Source organism: Mesorhizobium sp. LSJC280B00 (assembly GCF_000502835.1).
Lineage (GTDB): Bacteria > Pseudomonadota > Alphaproteobacteria > Rhizobiales > Rhizobiaceae > Mesorhizobium.
This window is the reverse complement of record NZ_AYVL01000001.1, coordinates 281,501-297,657: the sequence shown is the minus strand read 5'-3', so window position 1 is coordinate 297,657 and position 16,157 is coordinate 281,501. Positions and strand designations below refer to the sequence as shown.

The window sequence follows — 16,157 nt, the reverse complement described above, 5'->3', positions numbered from 1 at the left end:
GTATGGCAATTGCGGCGATCGCACCGAGCAGAACTGCGTATTTTCTCAGCATCTAATTCCTCCCTGGTTGAACTTGACGGCCGGATCTCCCCCCGGCCAACTGCTATTCCGCAACCTCCTTGGCTGCGGCTCTCTCATCGAAATTGCGTGAGAATCTGATTTGCGACTGGCGCAGATGCTGCTGCATGGCGGCCTTGGCCCGCTCGGGGTCGCGCGCGGCAATTGCATCGCGCACGGCACGATGTTCCTTTGCCGCGACCTGCCAGGAATCGCTGGTCTCGAAATAGATCGACAGGCGTTCGAAGTACGGGTTCATGCGCTGGTCGAAAAGCTCGCCGATGAAGCGCACCAGCACCGCGTTCTCGAGAATGCCGGCGACAGCGGTGTGGAATTCCCGGTCGAGCGCAATGGTCATCTTGTTGGGGTGACGCATGGCCTCCATCCGGCGCAGCACGTCGTCGAGCCGTTCGATATCTGCAGGCCGGACATGGAGGGCCGCTTCGGCGGCGATCGCGCCTTCGACGAATTCGCGCGCGCGCAACAGCTCGAACGGGCCTTCCTCGACTTCGGGTTCGGAGGCGGCGGCGCTCGGCGGATCGATGACGTAGATACCCGAGCCGACGCGGATGCGTATGCGGCCTTCGACCTCCAGCGCTATCAGCGCTTCACGGACTGTCGGGCGGGAAATTCCGAGCTGGTCGGCCAGATCCCGCTCGGTCGGCAGGCGGTCGCCGACGGAAAACTCGCCGGCATCGATCAGCTGCCTGAGCTGATCGGCGACCTGTCGGTAAAGCCGGCGTGGTTCAACGGACTGGATCGGCATGCGCGTTTAGTTCCCTCCCGGGGCCAACCCTGGTACATTGGTCTGACCCATTGACCGCAGCCTAAACTGACGACCAAGAGAGTCAAGCTGGATAAAAAAGACAGAAGAAGAAGGCGCCCTGACCCATCTATCCGGTGCACCTATGTGGCGCGGCCCGCGCAGCGGAAGGCGGCGCATTGCGAAGTATTGCATGCGTCAGCGCCGTCCTCCGCGAATGACCAGGACGTTTCCGGCGGCAACGAGGACGAGCCCGATGATCGCGTACGCAGTCCAGTCATAACCTTCCAGCGCCGTGGAGATCAAAAGCGCAAAGACGGGAAATATGACGGTCGCATAGCCGGCGCGGGCGCCGCCAATGCGTCCGAGCAGCGTCAGGTAGGCGGCGAAAGCCATGACCGTCGATATGACGGCGAGGAAGACCAGCGAGCCGATATAAGGGGCGGTCGTCGCGAACACGAACGGCTCACCAAGCAGGAAGGCCAGGAACGCCGACCACAGAGTGCCATAAAGCATGCCCCAGGCGCTCGTTGAAACGAGCGGCAGGTCGCGGCGCTGGTTTGCGACGGAGACGAGATTGCCGGCGCAGAAGCTCAGCGTGCCGCAGAGGCACAGGAGAAGGCCCACCAACGTGCCGCCGGAAAGCCCGTTGGCAGCGATTTCGGGAAAGAACATCAGCGCTATTCCGGCGAAGCCGATGATGCCGCCGGCGAGAATGCGCGGCGCCGGGCGCTCGCCGATGACCAAGGCACCGAGCAGCATGTTGATGACCGAGGCGAGCGAAAAGACGACCGAGAGCAAGCCGCTGACGAGATAGCCGGCGCCATAATAGAAAAACAGGAAGTTCGACGAGAAGATGAGGATGCCAAGCACAGCAAAGCGCAAATGATCGGCGATCGGAAAGCGGAGCCGCCGACCGGAAAAACCCGCCCAGGCAAACATCAGCAGCGTGGCGATGGCGAAGCGCCAGACCAGATTGACCTCGTTCGACACGCCGCTGCCGACCTGAAGTTCGATCGCGAACCACGATGCGCTCCAGGCAATGACCGTCAGCGCGTAAAGCCCGTAGTCGACGGGTTCGAAGGGGCGGTCGCGCGTCGTCATGCGCATTTCCGCGTTAGCCGGCTCCAGGGCGTCGTTTGGTTCTTTGGTTACCGACATGCTGGCCAAGACGCTTCCGCTCACAAGACGTTTACAGACCAACCGCCCGCCTTCGCCGCTTCTGGCCCCAGACGACGAGACCGAGCAACAGCAGAGCCGGAATGGCGAACCAATAGCGCGACGTCCGTTCCGCAGGGACTAGCACCTGGTTGATTTCGTCGCCGGGCTGCAGGCCGAATTTGGCCGCCTGGCTGCCCAGTCGCACGACGCCGACTGTCACGCTATCGCCAAGCGCACTGACGTCCAGGCCCGCAGCCTTCAGGCGTTCGGCCGATGAATTTGCGGGCCCGAGTTGTAGCCGAACCAGCTTCGATATCTCATCGCCGTTGAGGTTCAGTGTCGTCAGGCGCAGGCGAACCGCTCCGCCTTCGGCTGTCTCGTCGACGATACGGCTGAGTTCGGAGGCAGGCACTGCCCGATAAGGTTCGCTCACCTGATCGAGCAACAATCCCGGTCTGAACAAGATGAAACAGGCCACAAGCAACGCAATCGTCTCGTACCAGCGGTTGCGCACGAGCATCCAATTCTGCGTCGCTGCTACAAACGAGACCATGGCGAGCGTCGATGTGACCACCATCGCGACGAAGTCGAACGGCCCTTCGAGATCGATCATCAGCAGTCCGGTGTTGAAGATGAAGATGAATGGCAAGAGGCCGGTACGGATCTCGTACTTGAAGCCCTGAATGCCGGTCTTCACCGGATCGGCGCCTGAAATTGCCGCAGCAGCATAAGCCGCCAGCCCCACTGGCGGCGTCACGTCCGCCATCAGCCCGAAATAGAAAACGAACATGTGGACGGCGACCAGCGGCACGGCAAGATCGTTCTGCGCCGCCAAATCGACGATGACCGGCGCCATCAAGGTGGCGACGACGACATAGCTCGCAGTGGTCGGCATGCCCATGCCGAGAATGATGCAGATCACCGCGGTGAACAAAAGCATGACGATGAAGCTGCCGCCCGAGATGAATTCGACCAGCTCGGTCATTACCAGCCCGATGCCCGTGAGCAGAACCGTGCCGACGATGATGCCGGCCGTCGCAGTGGCAATGCCGACCGTCGTCATGTTGCGTGCGGCGGCGGACAGGCCACCGACCAGATCGTCGAAACCGTGAAGCCAATGCTGCGCCAGCGCGCGGTCCTTGCGGAAAAAGGCGGTGAGCGGCCGCTGCGTGACGATCAGCGCCATAAGGGCGACAGCGCCCCAGAATGCCGACAGGCCGGGCGACAACTCCTCCACCATCAGGCACCAGATCAGCAGGATCACAGGCAGCAGAAAATGCAGGCCGGTGCGCGCCGTCTCGCCGAAGTGGGGAATCCTGACGATCTCGCCCTCCAGATCCTCCAGCGGCAGGTCGGGATAACGCGCCCGGTAGGCGACAAGGCCGATGTAAACGGCGATCAGCGCGGCAGTGATCATCCAGGTCGCGGCCGCGCCGAAAACGATCTTCGTCCAGCCAATGCCGTAATAGACAAGCCCTGCGAGGACGATGAAGCCGCATACGCCCATCAGCCCGCGCAGCGCACCCTGATAGGCCGAATGGGCGCTGCGCGACGGCAGACCCTTCAGCCCCATCTTCATCGCCTCGATATCGACGATGTAGAACAACGAGCCGTAGGTCAGCAGCGCCGGGTAGAAGGCGTGCTTGACCACCTCGGCATAGGAGATGCCGACATATTCCGCGATCAAGAACGCGGCGGCGCCCATCACCGGAGGCATCAGCTGACCATTGACGCCGGCCGCGCATTCGATGGCGCCCGCCTTCACCGCAGAATATCCGACGCGACGCATCAGCGGGATGGTGAAGGTTCCGGTGGTCACGACATTGGCGATCGACGACCCGGAAATCATGCCGGTCAGGCCGGAAGCCACGACACCGGCCTTGGCCGGACCGCCGCGGTATTTGCCGAGCAGCGAGAAGGCAAGCTGGATGAAAAAGCCGCCGGCGCCGGCGCGCTCCAGCAATGTTCCGAACAGAACGAACATGAAGACGACGTTGGTGGACACACCGAGGGCAACACCGAAGACCCCCTCCGACGTCAGCCACATCTGCGAGGCTGCGCGCGATAACGTCGCGCCCTTGTGGCCGAGCAGGCCAGGAAGGTGAGGCCCGGCGAAGATATAGGTCAGCATGATCGCCGCGATGACGGTGATGGCAGGCCCGACGGCGCGACGGGCGGCCTCGAGCAGGATGAGGACGCCGGCGATCGAGACGACCAGGTCAGCCGTAGTAGGAAGGCCCGGCCGATGGGCGATATCGCTGTAAAAGACCAACAGATAGAGGGCGGACGCCGCCCCGGCGATGCCTAGCACCCAGTCGGGCAGCGGCACCCGGCTGCGCGACGAGGTCTTGAAGGCCGGAAATGTCAGCATCGCCAGAAACAGGGCGAAGGCCAGATGGATGGAGCGGGCGATGCCGTCGCTGACGACACCAAAATTGAGCATGAACGGAAGGGGCGAGGCATACCAGAGCTGGAACAGCGACCATGCCAGCGATACGCCGAGGATCAGCTTCGCGGTGCGGCCGGTCGGCTTGCGCCCACCGGTGTCGGCCTCGGCGACGATCTCGCTAAGCTTGTCAATGTCGATAACGGGTTGGTCAGGCCCTGCCGCCCGCTGGCTTTGATCTGTCATCGTTCCCCACAATTATTTGCGATGCGAGGCGCCTGTGGCGCCTCGCATTGAAGGCCTCAGAGCCAGCCCTTCTCCTTATAATAGCGCTCCGCGCCCGGATGCATTGGCGCCGACAGACCGGTCTTGATCATCTCCTTGGGATCGAGATTGGCGAAAGCCGGATGCAGTTTCTTGAAGTCGTCGAAATTTTCGAAGACCGACTTCACCAGTTCGTAGACCACCTCATCGGGCGTGCTGGCATTCGTCACCACTGTCGCGCGGACGCCGAATGTCGTCACGTCGTCCGGATTGTTGGCGTACATGCCGCCCTTGATGGTGGCGACTGAATAGTACGGATGAGCTGCCAACAGCGCGTCCACTGCCGGACCGGTCAGCGGGATGAGTTTGGCGCCACAGGCCGTGGTCGGATCCTGGATCGCGGCGGAAGGATGACCGACGCCGTAGAAGAAACCGTCGATCTTGTTGTCGCACAGCGCGCTGCCCTGCTCGTCCGCCTTCAGCTCCGCGGCAAGCGAGAAATCGCCGAGCGTCCAGCCCATCTGCTTGAGCAACTCCTCCATGGACGAGCGGGTGCCTGACCCGGGATTGCCGACGTTGAAGCGTTTGCCTTTGAAATCCTCGAATTTGGTGACGCCGGCGTCCGGCCGCGCTAGCACGGTAAACGGCTCGGGATGGACGGAGAACACGGCCCGCAGATCCTTGAACGGCTTGCCGTCGAAATTTCCGGTCCCCTCATAGGCCTGGTACTGGACGTCCGATTGGGTCAAGCCGAAATCGAGGTCGCCGGTCTGGATGGAGTTGACGTTGAAGACCGAACCGCCGGTCGACTCCGTCGAGCATCGGATGCCGGTTTTCTGCCGGTCCTTGTTCATCAGTCGGCAAATGGCGCCGCCGACGGCGTAGTAGACGCCGGTGACCCCGCCGGTGCCGACCGTGACGAAGCGCTGCTCGGCTCCGACGGATGGCAGCGCCAGCAGCATGCAGGCCGCCGCGCCGATCAGGGTTTTCATTGAACTGTACATGGTTGCTACCTCTCTGGTGGGGTGTCCCGGCCCGTCGCCGATGACGCGTTGGAACTGGTTGAGGCGGTCCGCGTCGTGCGGGTCAGGCCGCTGAAGCGATCGCAGCGTCGATCGCCTCACCGAGCCGTTTGACGATCCGATCGATATCCTGTTTGGAAATGATGAATGGCGGCGCCACAAGCACATGAACGCCCCGCACACCATCAATCGTCCCGGCCATCGGATAAATCATCAGGCCGCGGGCCATTGCTTCGCGCTTGATGCGGGCGTTGAGTTCAAGCCTCTGGTCGAATGGTTCCTTGCTGGCGCGATCAACCACCAGCTCGATTCCCCTAAATAGACCCCGCCCGCGAATGTCGCCGACGTGATGGTGGTTATCGAAGCGTTGGTGCAGGCGTTCGTCCAGCTGCGCGCCCATTGCGCTGACGTTGTCGAGCAGACCGTCACGCCGGATGACCTCCTGCACGGCAAGGCCGGCCGCCGCTGCCATTGGATGGCCCATATAGGTATGCCCATGCTGGAAGAAGCCCGAGCCTTGGGCAAAGGCATCGAAGATATGCCGGCCGAGCAGCACCGCGCCAATCGGCTGGTAGCCACCGCCGAGCCCCTTGGCGATGGTCAGCAGGTCGGGAGCGATGCCGTCCTGCTCGCACGCATGCAGCGTGCCGGTACGGCCCATGCCGCACATCACCTCGTCGAGAATGAGCAGCACGCCGTAGCGGTCGCAAATCGCGCGAATGTGCTTGAAGTAGTCCGCGACCGGCGGCACCGCGCCGAGCGTGGCACCCACCACCGGCTCGGCGACAAAGGCGATGACCTCGTCCGGGCCGAGTTCTAGGATCTTGTCTTCGAGCTGCTGGGCGGCGCGCGCCGCATAGGCTTCGTCGCTTTCGCCATGCTTTTGATAGCGATAGGCGTAACAGGGGTCGATATGGTGGGTCTCGATCAGCAACGGCCTGAACTGGGCGCGCCGCCATTCGTTGCCGCCGGTGGCAAGAGCGCCGAGCGTATTGCCGTGATAGCTCTGCCGGCGTGCGATGAGATGGCGCCGTTGCGGCTCGCCTTTCTCGACAAAATATTGCCTGGCCATCTTGAGCGCGGCCTCGACCGCCTCCGAGCCGCCGCTGACTAGATAGACGTGGTCCAAGCCTTTCGGCGCGTCCTCGACCAGCCGATCCGCCAAGCGCTCCGCCGCTTCGGTGGTGAAGAAGCTGGTGTGGGCGTAGGCGATGCGGTCAAGCTGGGTGTGCAGTGCAGCGATCACGTCGGGATGGCCGTGGCCGAGACAGGACACGGCCGCGCCGCCCGACGCGTCGATATAGGACTTGCCCTCGGCATCGAACAGTTCGATGCCTTGGCCGCGAATGGCGACCGGCAGCGTCGAGTGGATGGTTCGATGAAGAATGTGTGTCATCGACGGTCCCTCATGGGCATTTTCTTCGGCGGACGTTGGTTCAGATGGGTCTTGAGAGCAGCGCCCTGCTCATCGAAACGTCGCAGCGACTCAACAGCGCCCTCGCCTGCCTGCCCTGCGACAAGAGCACCGAGGACCTCAGCAACGATGAAAGCTGGCGTCATGGTGTGGAAAAAGGACGGACTGCCGGTCGGCACGACGACTAGGTGATCGGCAAGCAGCGCCAAGGGCGCTACCCCGCTGTCGGTGATCGCAATGACCGGTACGCCGCGGCCGGCAGCGTACTCGACAAGCTCGATGGTGAAGCGCGTGTAGGGCAGGACGCTGGCGGCGATCAGCACGTCGTCCTTGGTCGCATGGGCCAGAGCGTCGCCATCGGTTCCGCCGATGCCGTGCAGCAGCACCGACTTCTCGCCGATCAGCGACAGGATGTAATGCAGATGCCAGGCGACTGCGTGGCTCGAGCGCAGGCCGAGGCAATAGACGCGCCTTGCCGCACTCAGCGCCCTGGCCGTCTCGACCAGACGGTCGATCGACCTGCCTTCGGCGAGATGGGAAAGCTGGCTGGAAATCGAATCCAGAATATCGGCCGCCAGCGCGTGGTCGCCCTTGAGCTTTTGGCTGGCCACCTGAAGGCCCGCCTTGCCGGCGAAACCGATTTCGCCGTCCCGGATCGCGGCGGCGTAGATATCGCGTACCGCCTCGTAGCCATCAAGGCCGAGATGCTGGGCCAGCCGCGTCATCGTCGCCGGCTGCACTCCTGCGTGCCTGGCCTGCTCGCGCATAGACAACAGCGCGACATCATACGGCTTATCAAGGACATAGCGCGCAGCGGACCGAAGCTGCGCCGACATACCGTCGAAGGCAGTGACGATCTGTCCAGCAAGCTCTTCCTGGTCCATGGATATTGCTAGCTCGCCAGACCAGCGATTGCAACGTCTGTTTCAGTGTGATCAAAGACTGATTCATATGCATCTTGTCACTTACAGAACGTTCCCATGAAGCCGCCCCATGGTCTCGACCGCATCGCCATAGCCGTCGCCCCGAACGGGGGACGTCGCAGCAAGGCCGACCATCCGGCGATTCCGCTGACACCAGCCGAACTTGCGAGGACGGCCGCGGAATGCGCCGATGCCGGTGCGGCTATGATCCACGTTCATGTCCGTGACAGAAGCGACAATCATCTGCTCGACGCCGACGCCTACCGCCAGGCGATCGCCGCCATCCGCGGTGCTGCCGGCGACCGCTTGGTAATCCAGATCACCTCCGAAGCGCTCGGTATCTATTCGCCGGCCCAACAGATGGCCGTCGTACAAGATGTAAAGCCGCAAGCTGTCTCCCTGGCGCTTCGCGAAATCGTTCCTGATGCCGGATCGGAACTCGCCTTCGTGCGCTTCATGGCCTGGCTGCACACCGAGGGGGTTGCGCCGCAGATCATCCTCTATTCGCCCGAGGAGGCCGTCAGGCTTTCGGACATGCAGCAGCGCGGACTGATCCCCTGGGCAAGCATACCGGTTCTCTACGTGCTGGGCCGCTACACGCCGGGACAGACGTCCGTTCCTGCCGATCTCTTGCCATTCCTTGCGGCGAACATGCCGCGCTTCGACCATTGGAGCGTCTGCGCCTTCGGCCGCAACGAAGCGGCGTGCGTGACCGCCGCCGCGTTGCTTGGCGGCCATGTCCGGGTCGGCTTCGAAAACAATCTTTTCCTTCCGGACGGCAGCATAGCCTCGTCCAACGCCGAGCTGGTAGCGACCGTCGCACGCATACTCGCCGACTGCGGTGTCAAGATCGCCTCGGCCGCCGAGTTGGCGGCTCAATGGAACGCGCCGTTTCGTTCCATATGACAAACCAAAGCCTATTTTCGGCGGCAAGCTCGCGCAAGGCATAGAGAGGCGGCTGCAATGTCATCGCCACGGAAGAACGACGTGTCCCCGCCCGCGGCGCGGCGATTGCAACAACAGTGCCGGTCGTTGTAACCATTCCGGCCGCTTGATTTTGGAGGAGACGCAGCATGGACCGATTCACCGGCGGTTGCCTGTGCGGCAACGTCCGAATTATCGCGTCGGGGCGCCCATACCGGGTCGGCCTTTGTCACTGTCTTGACTGCCGCAAGCATCATGGCGCCCTTTTTCACGCTTCCGCGATTTTTCCTGAGGATGCGGTGACGATCGACGGCGAAACACGCGACTATGCCGGGCGGTTTTTCTGTCCCCGCTGCGGCTCCTCCATTTTCGGACGCACCGCAGACGAAATCGAAGTAAACCTGGGGTCGCTGGATGCGCCTGACCAGCTGATGCCAACCTACGAAAGCTGGATCATCCGTCGCGAGGCCTGGTTGCCGCCGTTTCCGCTCACCAGACGATACGAGCGCGATCGTGACGCCACGGGTCGCTTTGAGGAATAGGTCGCACGAACGCTGCCGAGGAGGCAACGACATCAGAACACGGATGAGGCCGCCTTCTCGCGCCGCTAAAATGTGAACTTGCACGCTTACAAGGTGCGCTGCCTTCATCCACATTGCCCCATAGGCATTCGTGAGCGCCTAAGGTGACCCGTGACAGCCAAGGCGCCGTACCTTAGAGGAGGATCGCAGGGGATGGGATTCATCGTCGCGATCCTGACGTAGGCTTTGTACAGAGCGCCGCGTTCAATGCTGGCCGTTTAGGAGGTCACGCCGGAAGATCGGCCTTGCGGAAGCCATCAACGAAATGCCCAAGCAGCGCAGCGTCGTGGAATGGCACTGTCGTGGTCCAGTGGCCCGCCGCCTCGAAACGATGATCACAGGCTAGTGGTCGCGGCGACAATCAACCCGCCCAAGACGGCGACATTGATGGTGAAGCCGGTACGAAGCGCTTCGCGTTCATCGCCGCTGTAGCGCCAGAAGTTGAGCGCCATGAACGACGCCGCAATGGTGAATGCGGCCAAGGTCGCGGCGGGAAACGGTCCACCAAGGCCCGTTGCTAAGCAAAAGCCACCTGCAATCTCAAGCACCGATCCGGCCGCGAGAAGAGGCCTGGGAGCAGGAAAGCCCCGCTCGGCCAGGGACGCTGCAACCGCCCGGAACCTGAGGAAATGCTCGGCGCCCGCCCAGATAAAGACGCAGCCGAGCAAAACCAATCCGAGGTGGTGGAAGAACGCGATCATTCCTTGCTGCCGTCCTCGGTGTAAACCGCAAGCTCGTAACCATCCGGGTCCGCGAAATGGAAGCGCCTGCCGCCCGGGAATCCATAGATCGGCCTGACGATCTTGCCTCCCGCCTGCTCGACCCGCTTGACCGTTCCCGGCAAATCATCTGCATAGAGGATGACGAGCGGGCCTCCTCCGGACCTCGCTGGGCCAGCGGCAAAGCCACCTGACAAGCGCCCGTCGTTGAACTCGCAATATTGCGGGCCGTAGTCGGTGAAGGTCCAGCCGAAGGCCTTTCCGTAGAAGTCGCGTGACCGCTGAATGTCTTTCACGTTGAATTCGACGTAGTCGATCCGTTGATCGTTGTTGTTGCTCATGACGCATACCTCTCGTGTGATGTACGACGCCGAAAGATAAGCACGCATCTCGCTTGCCGGATTGAACGAAACGGCCATCGACGTATGAGCCGCACACGGCGCTGCCGATGGCGATGCACGTAGCATCACCCCTCACCTGCCCTCTTCCTTCCGGCCGGAAGAAAACAACCGATTCTTGCAACCGTTCTCGATTGGCAGACGTTGTCGGTCGTGCAGATTCTTGTCTCGAGCGACGGCGGGCGCAGCCACTGCGTCGTAGGTTCACCGCCGGTAGTCCGAAGAGGAGCGAGATGAGCGATCCCGTCCCAGCGCAGGCAACGGGTTCATTTGAGCAACGTCCAGCGTCGGCGCGGCTTCGCGGGAGCTTTGCTTCGGTGTGGGTGCATCGAATGGACCCGGCGGGCTCACCGCCGATCGTCATCATGCCCGACGCAACGATCGATCTGCAATGGATCGGAGGCAGCTTCCGAATTGCTGGCCCTGACAAGGAGCCGCAGACCGAGGTTCTGGCGGCAGACGAGATCGTGATCGGCTTGCGCTTTCATCCTGCCACGGCGGCGGCATGGCTCGGCGTGCCGCAAATCGAGCTTGTCGGCCAGAGGCTGTCGCTCGACGATTTATGGGGAGCGCGAGCCCGGCGCCTCGCCAGCCGCGTGCGCGCTGGTGACAATCTCGAGGATCTGGCCTGCTCGCTCCAACAGGTCGTCGCCGAGGAGGCGGCCTCCCACGCGACAGACGTTCCCATGCAGGCGGCATATCGCTTGATTGAGCGCGGGCCGCCACCCGACGCGCCTCTCATCCCCTGGTTGATGCGCGCGCTCGAGATGAGCGAAAGGACGTTGCGCCGGCGCTTCGACGAGAGCTTCGGCTATGGCCCCAAGACGCTCGACCGTATCCTCCGCTACCAGCGCTTTCTGCGGCTTTCGAGCCAATCGAACAGCGCTACGGCCATCCTGGCAGCCGAGGCGGGCTATTCCGACCAGGCGCATCTTGTCCGCGAGAGCCGACGCCTGACAGGAAGCACCCCGCGACAGATTCATCGGCTGCTGCAGAACGGGTGAAACCTCTCGGCGCGTCCTTCGACTTGGCGGCGCGCTGTTGGCCGTTTTGTTCAAGTCTTCATTGTCGCCCGACTTTATCCTGGTGTCTCCGACAACCAGAGGAGACTGCCATGAAACCGCGCATTTCGGTTTTGACTATCGCTGTCGCCGACCTCGAGAGTTCTCTCGCATTCTACCGCGACGGTCTCGGCTTGCCGACGGAAGGGATCATCGGCCGCGAGTTCGAGCATGGCGCCGTCGCGTTCTTCACGCTGTCCGGCGGGTTGAAGCTCGCGATCTGGGCGCAGGACGACCTCGCCTACGACACCGGCCTCCCCAAGGCGCCGATCAGCTCGACCTCGTTCACGATCGGACACAACGTTGTGCCCCGCGAAGAAGTCGATCAAGTGATGGATGAGGCCGCCCGCGCCGGAGCCGAGATCATCAAGCCTGCCCGGGACACATTCTTTGGTGGGTACGCCGGATATTTCCGCGACCCGAACGGACACCTGTGGGAGGTCGTCTGGAACCCCGCCAACATACCGAGTGAGAATCCTCTTTAAGGGCGGCGCGGGCCTGCAGTCTCGCCGGTGCTGGCAAATTCTGTCGGCACCGGGCGGGCGGCATGCTTTCCCTGGCAACTAGGCAAGTTCGACGGCAGGCCACCGGCACAATCTTAAGCGCTGATTATGTAGCTCTATCCAGATTCGCCTCGCCTGCGTGACGCATCATGCGGCGGAAGCTCATTGAGATATGCGCCCGCCTTATGTGCCCGATGGACTCCCAGTCGCCGATCTCAGCGGCGGCAAGGACCTCTTCCATTTCGCGGCGGAACGCGGTGAATTCCTCGACAAGGCCCAATTGCGGCATCAGCTTCAGGACGACGCGCGCGACCTGAAAATACAGGCGCTCGCTGATCTCGCGCAGTGGCTGGTTGCCGGTCATCGCCGTGAGCTCGTAGAAAAAATCCATGTTGAGGCGCAGGAAAGCGCGCTGGTCGGGATTGAGTATATCGGAATCGCAGCGCGCGATGAGCGCCCGTATCCGGTCGAGGTCGTCCGCCGTGCGCGGGATCGGCGAAAGCTTGCCGACGAGGAGCGCCAGCTCCAGGCGCAGATGATAGACCTGCTGCAATTCCTCGATGTCGACGTCGGTGACGATCGTGCCGACGCCGTGGACGGATTGAACCAGACCCTCGGATTCAAGGCGCGCCAGCACGCGCCGGACCGGCGTGCGGCTGATCTCGAATTCCTGGGCAAGTTCTTCCTCGGACAGGTGGCTTCCCGGCGCATAATCGAGCAGGCAGATGCGGTCGCGCAATATCCGGTAGATGCGCTCGAACCGCTCTCGCGCGGAGAGCGGGCGCGGCGGCGCGGCGGTCACCGTCGTGGGCGGCTTGGCCTCTGTCTCGATCGTCACCCAGCCTCCAGGACAGCGTGCAGGAATTGCCGTGTCCGCTCGTTCTTGGGAGCACCAAACAGTTCGCTTGGCGGTCCCTGCTCGCAGATCTTGCCTTGATAGAAGAAACAAACGCGGTCGGAAAACTCCTTGGCGAAGCCCATCTGATGGGTGACCATCAGCATGGTGAGATCATGCTCGCGCCCGATTTGCCTTATCACCTGCAGCACTTCGCCGACAAGCTCCGGGTCGAGCGCCGACGTCACCTCGTCGAACAGCATGATCTTGGGCCGCATGGCCAGCGCCCTGGCGATGGCGACGCGCTGCTGCTGGCCGCCGGAAAGCTGTGATGGATAGTGGTCCTTCTTCTGGGCCAGACCGACCAGCTCCAGCAGCTCGGCCGCTCTTGCCTCGGCGTCCGCCCGCTTCATTCCGAGCACCGTTATCGGCGCCTCTATGCAGTTCTGCATCGCCGTCATATGCGGAAACAGGTTGAACGACTGGAACACCATGCCGATCTTGGCGCGGATCTTGCGGATGTGGGCGAGATCGGCGGGAACAAGCTTGCCGTTCCTCTCCATATGGGTCAGCGGCTCGCCTTCGACCCAGATGACGCCGTCATTGATCGTCTCCAGCGTCATCAGCATGCGCAGCACCGTCGTCTTGCCCGAACCCGACGGACCGATGACCGAGACTTTTTCGCCGCGCGCTATTTCGAGATTGAGCCCGTCGAGAACGGTTAACGTGCCGTAGCGTTTCGATACATTGTCGAAGCGGACCATCGGTTGTTCAGTCATCGGGTGGTCCTCCGGTTGAGCAGCCCTTCGAGGGAGCGGATGAGCGCCGCCGAAACCAGGCTCATGGCAAGGAAAAACAGGCCGACCAGCGTGATCGGCTCGGTGTAGCGGAACGTTTCGGAGCCGATGATCTTGGCGGTCTGCATCAGTTCCATCACGGCGATTGCGGAAAGCAACGGCGTTTCCTTGAACAAGGCCACCAGATAATTGCCGAGCGCCGGAACGATCGGCGGGATCGCCTGCGGAATGATGATGTCGCGGAACGTCGTCCAGGACGAGAGATTGAGCGCGATCGAAGCTTCCCACTGGCCGCGATGGATGTTGTCGAAACCGGCGCGATAGACCTCGGAGCAATAGGCGGCGTAGTGGATGCCGATGGCCAGCACCCCGGCGGTGAAAGCGTCGAGCACGACACCGAATTTCGGAAAGACGAAATAGAGAAAGAATATCTGGATAAGCAGCGGGGTCGAGCGGATCAGCTCGACCAGCACCGAAATCGTCCAGCTGGTCCATGGCACGGCGATGCGGACGACCGCCAGCACCAGACCGAGCGAGGCGGCAAGTGCAAAGCCGATCAGCGTCGCCTCGATGGAAATGACGGCGGCGCGGGCAAGCACCGGCAGGATTTCCAGGGCAAATCCCCAATCCCAGATCATGCCGCCTTCCCCCGCGCCAGTCCGAGCGACGCCCGCCTTTCAAGAAGCCGCATGCCGATGGTCACAACCAGCGACATTGCCAGGTACATCAAAAGAACGAGGGTGAAGATCGGAATGGTCTTGAACGTGTTCTGGTTCATTTGCTGCGCCTTGAAGGCGAGATCCGAAAGCGTGATCAGCGAGACCAGCGCCGTCGATTTCAGAAGCTCGATGAACAGATTGCCCCAGGGTGGGATCATCGCGACAAAGGCCTGCGGCAGGATGATCCGACGCAACATCTGCGGGCGGCTCATGTTCAATGCCGTACACGCTTCCCACTGCCCGCGGGCGACGGACAGGATCGCGCCGCGCACGCACTCCGATCCATAGGCGCCGACATTCAGGCCGAGCGCGAGCACCGCCACCACGAACGCGTTGATCGTGACGCCGAATTGCGGGAGCACGAAAAACAGCCAGAACAATTGCACCAGTGCCGACGTTCCGCGGAAGATCTCGACGTAAACCGTGGCCAGCCATCTGAGCGGCGTCGGGCCGTACATCCTTGCAAGTGCCGCAAGCACGCCCATGACAATTGCCAGCAGGCTGCCGAGGACGGCGATCTCGATTGTCAGGACCGCGCCTTGCAGCAGCCCCGGCATAAACACTTGATATGATTCCTGTGTTGCCAAGGCACCGATCACGACAAGCGCGATGACCAGCATGGCAACGAGCGTACGGATACCCATGCGATTCCCCCAAGGAAAAAGGGCGGCGCTTTCGCGCCGCCAGCAGTTGGGAACCTATTTGCCAGCGCAGAGCTCTGCGGTGGTCTTGTTGGGGAGATAATCCTTGCCGAAGCCGAGTGGCTCGACCAGCGCGATATGCTCCGGCGAACCGAGGAACTTCTTCAGCTCGGCGTTGAAAGCCTCCTGCAGGTCGGTGTCTTCCTTGCGGAAGCCGAAGCCGCCATGACCTTTTACCGATTTGCCGGCGACCTCGCCGAAGGGCTTGGTCGATTCGACGCCGTCGGCTTTCTTGGCCATGTCGGCGATCGAAAGAGCGGTCAGCGCGGCTGCATCGGCGCGGCCCGACTGGACGGCGGCGACCAGGCTTGACTGGTCGGGCAAGGAGACGATCTGCCCGCCGGCAACGCCCGCTTCCTTGGCGAAGCCGCCTTCGACGGCGCCGGCCATCACGGCAAGCTTGAGATCCGGATTGTCCTTGATGCTGGAAAAATCCTTGATGCCTTTCGGATTGCCTTTTGCCACCAGCATAGCCTCGCCGATGCCGTAGGACGGCTCGGAGTAGTTGATCTCGGCGCAGCGCTTCGGAGTGATGAACATGCCGGCGGCGATGATGTCGAAGCGGCCGGCCTTGAGACCCGGAATGAGCGAGCCGAATTCGGTCAAAACACCGTCGACCTGCGGTATGCCCATCTTGGCGAGCACCGCCTTGGCGACTTCAGGGGCCTCGCCGGTCAGCTTGCCGTCTGGCGTGGCGTAACCGAACGGCGCCTCGTTGGCGAAACCGACGCGGATGTAGCCGTCCTTCTTGGCCCGTTCGAGGGTGGTTTCCGCGTGAGCGGACAACGACGTCAATGACGTCGCGGCGAGCGCGATGCAGGCAGCCGCCTTCACGACCATACGGCGCGATATCGATGATTTGAGCATGCTTTTCTCCCATTGGACAACTGTGGATGGTTCCCAGGGCGCGGCCTTCTTCGAGGTCGACG

At 62.3% G+C, this 16,157-nt stretch carries 17 protein-coding genes; 4 read left to right on the top strand and 13 right to left on the bottom strand.

Annotated elements, in window-relative coordinates; all coding sequences use genetic code 11:
- Positions 1-103: 103 nt before the first annotated feature.
- The 6 genes from X773_RS42075 to X773_RS42050 form a co-directional block, all read right to left on the bottom strand.
- The gene (locus X773_RS42075; RefSeq protein WP_023674273.1) at positions 104-823 is read right to left on the bottom strand and encodes a FadR/GntR family transcriptional regulator; all 720 of its coding nucleotides are present in this window, start codon (positions 821-823) and stop codon (positions 104-106) included.
- Positions 824-1,018: 195 nt separating this feature from the next.
- A complete protein-coding gene (locus X773_RS42070) occupies positions 1,019-1,924 on the bottom strand; it encodes a DMT family transporter (protein WP_023674272.1) in 906 nt (301 codons plus the stop codon).
- Positions 1,925-2,012: 88 nt separating this feature from the next.
- Entirely contained in the window at positions 2,013-4,613 is a 2,601-nt protein-coding gene (locus X773_RS42065; RefSeq protein WP_023674271.1) for a TRAP transporter permease, read from the bottom strand.
- A 56-nt stretch (positions 4,614-4,669) separates the two neighbouring features.
- Positions 4,670-5,623, bottom strand: coding sequence for a TAXI family TRAP transporter solute-binding subunit (locus X773_RS42060; protein ID WP_023674270.1), 954 nt, complete (start codon positions 5,621-5,623; stop codon positions 4,670-4,672).
- Positions 5,624-5,717: 94 nt separating this feature from the next.
- Positions 5,718-7,049 (bottom strand): aspartate aminotransferase family protein, encoded by a 1,332-nt coding sequence (locus tag X773_RS42055; RefSeq protein ID WP_023674269.1) that lies wholly within the window; start codon positions 7,047-7,049, stop codon positions 5,718-5,720.
- Positions 7,046-7,951, bottom strand: a complete 906-nt coding sequence (locus X773_RS42050; protein WP_023674268.1) for a MurR/RpiR family transcriptional regulator — start codon at positions 7,949-7,951, stop codon at positions 7,046-7,048. The genes X773_RS42055 and X773_RS42050 overlap by 4 nt, the downstream gene beginning before the upstream one ends.
- Before the next feature lie 96 nt (positions 7,952-8,047).
- Here X773_RS42050 and X773_RS42045 point away from each other — a divergent pair, with 96 nt between their 5' ends.
- Both X773_RS42045 and X773_RS0137020 read left to right on the top strand, forming a co-directional pair.
- Positions 8,048-8,896, top strand: a complete 849-nt coding sequence (locus X773_RS42045) for a 3-keto-5-aminohexanoate cleavage protein (protein ID WP_023674267.1) — start codon at positions 8,048-8,050, stop codon at positions 8,894-8,896.
- 167 nt (positions 8,897-9,063) lie between these two features.
- A complete protein-coding gene (locus X773_RS0137020) occupies positions 9,064-9,456 on the top strand; it encodes a GFA family protein (RefSeq protein WP_031211109.1) in 393 nt (130 codons plus the stop codon).
- A 374-nt stretch (positions 9,457-9,830) separates the two neighbouring features.
- Here X773_RS0137020 and X773_RS42040 read toward each other — a convergent pair whose 3' ends face one another.
- On the bottom strand, positions 9,831-10,196 hold the full coding sequence (locus X773_RS42040) for a DoxX family protein (RefSeq protein WP_023674265.1): 366 nt from the start codon (positions 10,194-10,196) through the stop codon (positions 9,831-9,833).
- The gene (locus X773_RS42035) at positions 10,193-10,555 is read right to left on the bottom strand and encodes a glyoxalase/bleomycin resistance/extradiol dioxygenase family protein (RefSeq protein ID WP_031211108.1); all 363 of its coding nucleotides are present in this window, start codon (positions 10,553-10,555) and stop codon (positions 10,193-10,195) included. Before X773_RS42035 ends, X773_RS42040 begins: the two co-directional genes overlap by 4 nt.
- Before the next feature lie 389 nt (positions 10,556-10,944).
- Here X773_RS42035 and X773_RS42030 point away from each other — a divergent pair, with 389 nt between their 5' ends.
- Entirely contained in the window at positions 10,945-11,616 is a 672-nt protein-coding gene (locus tag X773_RS42030) for an AraC family transcriptional regulator (RefSeq protein WP_023674263.1), read from the top strand.
- Between the two features lie 110 nt (positions 11,617-11,726).
- Positions 11,727-12,158, top strand: a complete 432-nt coding sequence (locus X773_RS42025) for a VOC family protein (protein WP_023674262.1) — start codon at positions 11,727-11,729, stop codon at positions 12,156-12,158.
- 124 nt (positions 12,159-12,282) lie between these two features.
- On the opposite strand, the gene X773_RS42020 is transcribed toward X773_RS42025, so the two are convergent.
- From X773_RS42020 to ehuB, 5 genes are read right to left on the bottom strand one after another with little or no spacing between them, the layout of a single operon-like run.
- Complete coding sequence (locus X773_RS42020; RefSeq protein WP_023674261.1) at positions 12,283-13,014, bottom strand: GntR family transcriptional regulator; 732 nt, start codon at positions 13,012-13,014, stop codon at positions 12,283-12,285.
- Positions 13,011-13,790 carry an ectoine/hydroxyectoine ABC transporter ATP-binding protein EhuA gene (ehuA, locus tag X773_RS42015; RefSeq protein WP_023717024.1) on the bottom strand — a complete coding sequence of 260 codons (780 nt, stop codon included), beginning with the start codon at positions 13,788-13,790 and terminating at the stop codon, positions 13,011-13,013. Before ehuA ends, X773_RS42020 begins: the two co-directional genes overlap by 4 nt.
- A complete protein-coding gene (gene ehuD / locus X773_RS42010) occupies positions 13,787-14,446 on the bottom strand; it encodes an ectoine/hydroxyectoine ABC transporter permease subunit EhuD (protein WP_023674259.1) in 660 nt (219 codons plus the stop codon). The genes ehuA and ehuD overlap by 4 nt, the downstream gene beginning before the upstream one ends.
- On the bottom strand, positions 14,443-15,171 hold the full coding sequence (gene ehuC, locus X773_RS42005) for an ectoine/hydroxyectoine ABC transporter permease subunit EhuC (protein WP_023674258.1): 729 nt from the start codon (positions 15,169-15,171) through the stop codon (positions 14,443-14,445). The genes ehuD and ehuC overlap by 4 nt, the downstream gene beginning before the upstream one ends.
- A gap of 54 nt (positions 15,172-15,225) precedes the next feature.
- Complete coding sequence (ehuB, locus tag X773_RS42000) at positions 15,226-16,095, bottom strand: ectoine/hydroxyectoine ABC transporter substrate-binding protein EhuB (protein WP_023717021.1); 870 nt, start codon at positions 16,093-16,095, stop codon at positions 15,226-15,228.
- Positions 16,096-16,157: the final 62 nt, after the last annotated feature.

Coding starts and splice junctions, on each gene's coding strand:
- X773_RS42075 (WP_023674273.1), bottom strand. CDS start 823: ATGCCGATCCAGTCCGTTGAACCACGCCGGCTTTACCGACAGGTCGCC.
- X773_RS42070 (WP_023674272.1), bottom strand. CDS start 1,924: ATGACGACGCGCGACCGCCCCTTCGAACCCGTCGACTACGGGCTTTAC.
- X773_RS42065 (WP_023674271.1), bottom strand. CDS start 4,613: ATGACAGATCAAAGCCAGCGGGCGGCAGGGCCTGACCAACCCGTTATC.
- X773_RS42060 (WP_023674270.1), bottom strand. CDS start 5,623: ATGAAAACCCTGATCGGCGCGGCGGCCTGCATGCTGCTGGCGCTGCCA.
- X773_RS42055 (WP_023674269.1), bottom strand. CDS start 7,049: ATGACACACATTCTTCATCGAACCATCCACTCGACGCTGCCGGTCGCC.
- X773_RS42050 (WP_023674268.1), bottom strand. CDS start 7,951: ATGGACCAGGAAGAGCTTGCTGGACAGATCGTCACTGCCTTCGACGGT.
- X773_RS42045 (WP_023674267.1), top strand. CDS start 8,048: ATGAAGCCGCCCCATGGTCTCGACCGCATCGCCATAGCCGTCGCCCCG.
- X773_RS0137020 (WP_031211109.1), top strand. CDS start 9,064: ATGGACCGATTCACCGGCGGTTGCCTGTGCGGCAACGTCCGAATTATC.
- X773_RS42040 (WP_023674265.1), bottom strand. CDS start 10,196: ATGATCGCGTTCTTCCACCACCTCGGATTGGTTTTGCTCGGCTGCGTC.
- X773_RS42035 (WP_031211108.1), bottom strand. CDS start 10,555: ATGAGCAACAACAACGATCAACGGATCGACTACGTCGAATTCAACGTG.
- X773_RS42030 (WP_023674263.1), top strand. CDS start 10,945: ATGGACCCGGCGGGCTCACCGCCGATCGTCATCATGCCCGACGCAACG.
- X773_RS42025 (WP_023674262.1), top strand. CDS start 11,727: ATGAAACCGCGCATTTCGGTTTTGACTATCGCTGTCGCCGACCTCGAG.
- ehuA (WP_023717024.1), bottom strand. CDS start 13,790: ATGACTGAACAACCGATGGTCCGCTTCGACAATGTATCGAAACGCTAC.
- ehuD (WP_023674259.1), bottom strand. CDS start 14,446: ATGATCTGGGATTGGGGATTTGCCCTGGAAATCCTGCCGGTGCTTGCC.
- ehuC (WP_023674258.1), bottom strand. CDS start 15,171: ATGGGTATCCGTACGCTCGTTGCCATGCTGGTCATCGCGCTTGTCGTG.
- ehuB (WP_023717021.1), bottom strand. CDS start 16,095: ATGCTCAAATCATCGATATCGCGCCGTATGGTCGTGAAGGCGGCTGCC.